Origin of the sequence: Bacillus cereus group sp. N21 (assembly GCF_016483395.1) — a bacterium.
GTDB classification, from domain to species: Bacteria; Bacillota; Bacilli; order Bacillales; family Bacillaceae_G; genus Bacillus_A; species Bacillus_A pseudomycoides.
Genome location: NZ_JAEHBX010000152.1, coordinates 1 through 3,651, shown reverse-complemented (window position 1 = coordinate 3,651; position 3,651 = coordinate 1). Strand labels below are relative to the sequence as shown.

Genomic DNA, 3,651 nt, shown 5'->3' with positions numbered 1-3,651 from the left:
TGATGATGTTTTCTCTGTTTCAGATAGAGAAAAAATACAAAAATATAATACATCTAAGTATAGAAAATTTCAATACTTAAATTGTGTCTAAACGACAATTATCAATTGCAAGATAAAAAATATTCTCCTTTGAATTTGATATAAGTTTTATCTAGATTCCAAAGAGATATTACTGTGCCGTTTTGTGTTTCTTTCCCCTACTTTTTTCCTTGTTATATAAAATCTATATAATAAACATAAAATTGAACAAATTAGACGTAACATCTCCTTTTAGAGCCAATATCTTAAACAAATGTTTTTTTAATTTCCCCATAACTAATTGCTACATATTATAAGTAAAAAAGAGATAAGAACACTATTATTAGTGCCTTATCTCTTTTCGAATATGTATTGCATATCCCCTGTAAATTTACCACATATTTTAATGAGACTTACAGATTGCTCCCCCAAAAAATTATGCCTCGTTTTTTATAAAAAATATACAATTTCAACTTTTTACAAAATGCACTATAGGAATATCTGTGCTACGAACATATTGAAATATTTTTGTTAGATATACCTATAATCTTATATTGTTGTAATACATACAAATCGAATATAAAAATAGGTCTTTCTATAAGAATACCCGCCCTTTTCTACAGTTATTTATGTGAATTCAACCCGTTTTTTTCGTTTTGGGGGTGATTGGTTTCTTAGGTTGATGGCGATGCGGCTGTATCCCTAGATCTTGTGCTTGCTGAATGTATATAATCATCGTATTGATTGTGTTGTAACAACCAGCAAATAATTCTCTTAAATTACGTAACTCATGTGTAGCTAATTGCATTTGTGAATCTTCCTTTTCAAATATTTTTTAGTCTCTAAAAAATATTTGAAATGTATATGGATTTTCTTATTACCTCATAATAAAACTATTCATTTTCTTTTTATGAAAGGAGAAAATTTAAATGCATACGGTATGGAAAGGCTCTCTTTCACTTGGATTATTAAGCATTGGTATTAAGCTATATAGTGCTGTAGAAGAAAAAGATATTAAATTTTTAAGTTTTCATAGGGAATGTCTTACTCCCATTAAGTATAAAAAGATTGCTCCTGATTGTACGGATACTGAAGTAAGTGAGGAAGAAGTAGTAAAAGCTTATGAATATGCGCCACATAAATATATAATTGTTGAAGATAAAGAATTAGAAGCGCTACAAAAAAAAGATGAGCCGCGAATAATTCGCATTTCATCTTTTATCCAAAATGATGAAATTGACTCGATTTTTTTTGATCGCTCCTATTTTGTGGGTCCTATCCATGGGAATGAAAAGACATATTTATTATTAAAAGAAGCTTTGGAGCGAACAAATAAACTTGGTCTTATTCGTATTGCTATTCGCAAGAAACAACATCTTGCTATTATTCGAAGCTTTCAAGAAGGTCTTATTTTACAGACTATCCATTACCCTAAGGAGATTCGGAATATAAAAAGTATGCCCGGTCTTCCAAAGATGGAGGAGAACCCAATACACAAACAAGAATTAACTACAGCAATGAATCTAATTCATCATCTAACCACTTCATTTAAACCAGAAGAGTATGTAGATGAATATAAAGAAGCGCTTACTGATTTTATAGAAGAAAAAATCGAACAACAAGAAAAGAATGAAACCATATATCCTGCTACAAACATCATCAATATTATAGAAACATTAAATGCTAGCATTGAACAAGTAAAACAACAAAAAGACAAGAAAAAAGAAGGAATAAATGAACAAAAAGCCACATAATTGTGGCTTTTTTATCTACTCTTAAAGAGGATTACACTTTGGCATCCCTAAACCAGATGATTGTGCTAATTTTAATAAATAATAGCATTCCTCTCTTGCCATGTGGTCTGCCATTCTCGCAGATAGCGAACTTAAAATTTGCTCAGATAATTCTAATTCTTCTATTTCATGAAGAAAATGCGAAAATAAATTTAATTCCAATGAAACATCTTTCGTAAACCTCTTTAATGCTGGAAAATGCTTAAGTTCTGTGCGTAAATATCCCGTCATTTCAACAGCTTTTAAATAAAACTGCTCAAAATGTTTGGCGTACATCTCACTCTTCTCTTTCAATCGTTTCTCTACAAGGTCTAATTCACCTGAAATCGAACCAGCGTGACCAGCCGCATCTGTTAACCAAACCAGATGATAATGTAGTTCATGAAAAACAGGTGGGACCTCTCCTTTTATTAAATATTCTAATACTGTTATATATTCTTCTACTTCATTTACCATATGATTAATGAAAGTTGGAGTAAAGTGGATAACAATTTTTCCTTCCAATTGCTTTTGTATAATATTCAACTTAAATTGCCGGATCTCTTCTGCAGATTGTTTAACGTCTTTTGCAAATTCGACTAAACTGACTGTATTAATACGACTTAAAAAAATATCAAATCTATTTACAAAATACATGGCCCTCTGAATATCTTCAGTTTCTTTTGGCGCTAAAGCATCTAAGAGAAACTGTGCATGATCCCCAAGAACTTTTAGCCAAAATTTATGTTCAAACAATGCACTTTCTTCATAAGTTTGATTCATTCTACGTTTCCTCCTTACCAACTTGTCCTTCACACTTATTAATACTAATGAAAGATGTAAAATATGAATTTGAGCTAGCTTTTATTTATTTACGATGATAAATGATTTAATTGCTGTATATGAATACTTAATATTTACTGTTCATTAGATAATACTTGTTGAAAAACTGTGCTACGAAAGTACCCCATCATTAGTTAATTTATCAAGATATGTGTAGATACCTCCATACAGCTACATAATTATATAATTGATGTACTTATGAACTGTTGGCTAATTTATACATATCAAGCAACTAATCCTCGTGCGTGATATTTACTTTTTCCCTTTAGAGATAGGTTAAATCTTAGGTTGATAGCTATATCTTGATACCTATATTTTAAGCTAATATATATAACAGAAGATTTTCTATACATGAAAACAGGACAAGCCATATGGCTTGCCCCATCAGGAGTAATTCACGAGGATTTTTAAAATGTCCAATCGACTCATATTGGTAAAATGAATCATTGATAGTTTATGTAAAAGAAATGTAATTATACAAAGGATAGCAGGTACCTTCTTTAATTCCCTGCTATTACTGCCTTGTATAATGGAGGGGAATCCTGAAATTCCATTGCTGGTAGCTTATAAAGGGAATATACAAAACTTCTTTTCGTTATATAAAAAGTTAATAATTTGGCAGACAACATTTTAAGTTGTCTGCCTGTGGGTTTCATGAGCTTGATTGGAAAACTAATTGTTTTCCAAGAGTGAAGCCTCTAGTTCAATCAGCTTAGAAATAGTTTATGTAGAAATTATAAAAATATGTAAAGAACAGTAAAATTCTCATTCTACAAATAGTACAGAGCACTAAATAAAAGTGCTCTGTACAAAATAAGCGCTATTAATAAAAACATTCCATATGATAATACATCTGATTGATTACAATATGAAAACATGGAACAAAATTTTTTTCAATTTTAATAATAGCTAACAAAATGAAATTGGAGTTTGCTTATTGTTATATAAGATACGTAAAATCGGTTGTTTTTTGGCTTGTTTGAAGTGCTTTTAATGAAATTGTTGTCCTTGTTGGTTA

2 protein-coding genes and 1 pseudogene are annotated in these 3,651 nt (G+C 30.2%); 1 reads left to right on the top strand and 2 read right to left on the bottom strand.

All coding sequences use genetic code 11. The annotated features are described in order from the left end of the window. Window positions 1-724 precede the first annotated feature (724 nt). Window positions 725-826, bottom strand: a pseudogene (locus JDS96_RS33175) (spore coat protein); the annotation flags it as partial. A gap of 121 nt (window positions 827-947) precedes the next feature. Between JDS96_RS33175 and ku the strand changes: the two are divergent. Then, on the top strand, window positions 948-1,772 hold the full coding sequence (gene ku, locus JDS96_RS29930; RefSeq protein WP_199669023.1) for a non-homologous end joining protein Ku: 825 nt from the start codon (window positions 948-950) through the stop codon (window positions 1,770-1,772). Between the two features lie 21 nt (window positions 1,773-1,793). Here ku and JDS96_RS29925 read toward each other — a convergent pair whose 3' ends face one another. Then, window positions 1,794-2,573, bottom strand: coding sequence for a DUF2935 domain-containing protein (locus JDS96_RS29925; RefSeq protein WP_199669022.1), 780 nt, complete (start codon window positions 2,571-2,573; stop codon window positions 1,794-1,796). Window positions 2,574-3,651 lie beyond the last annotated feature (1,078 nt).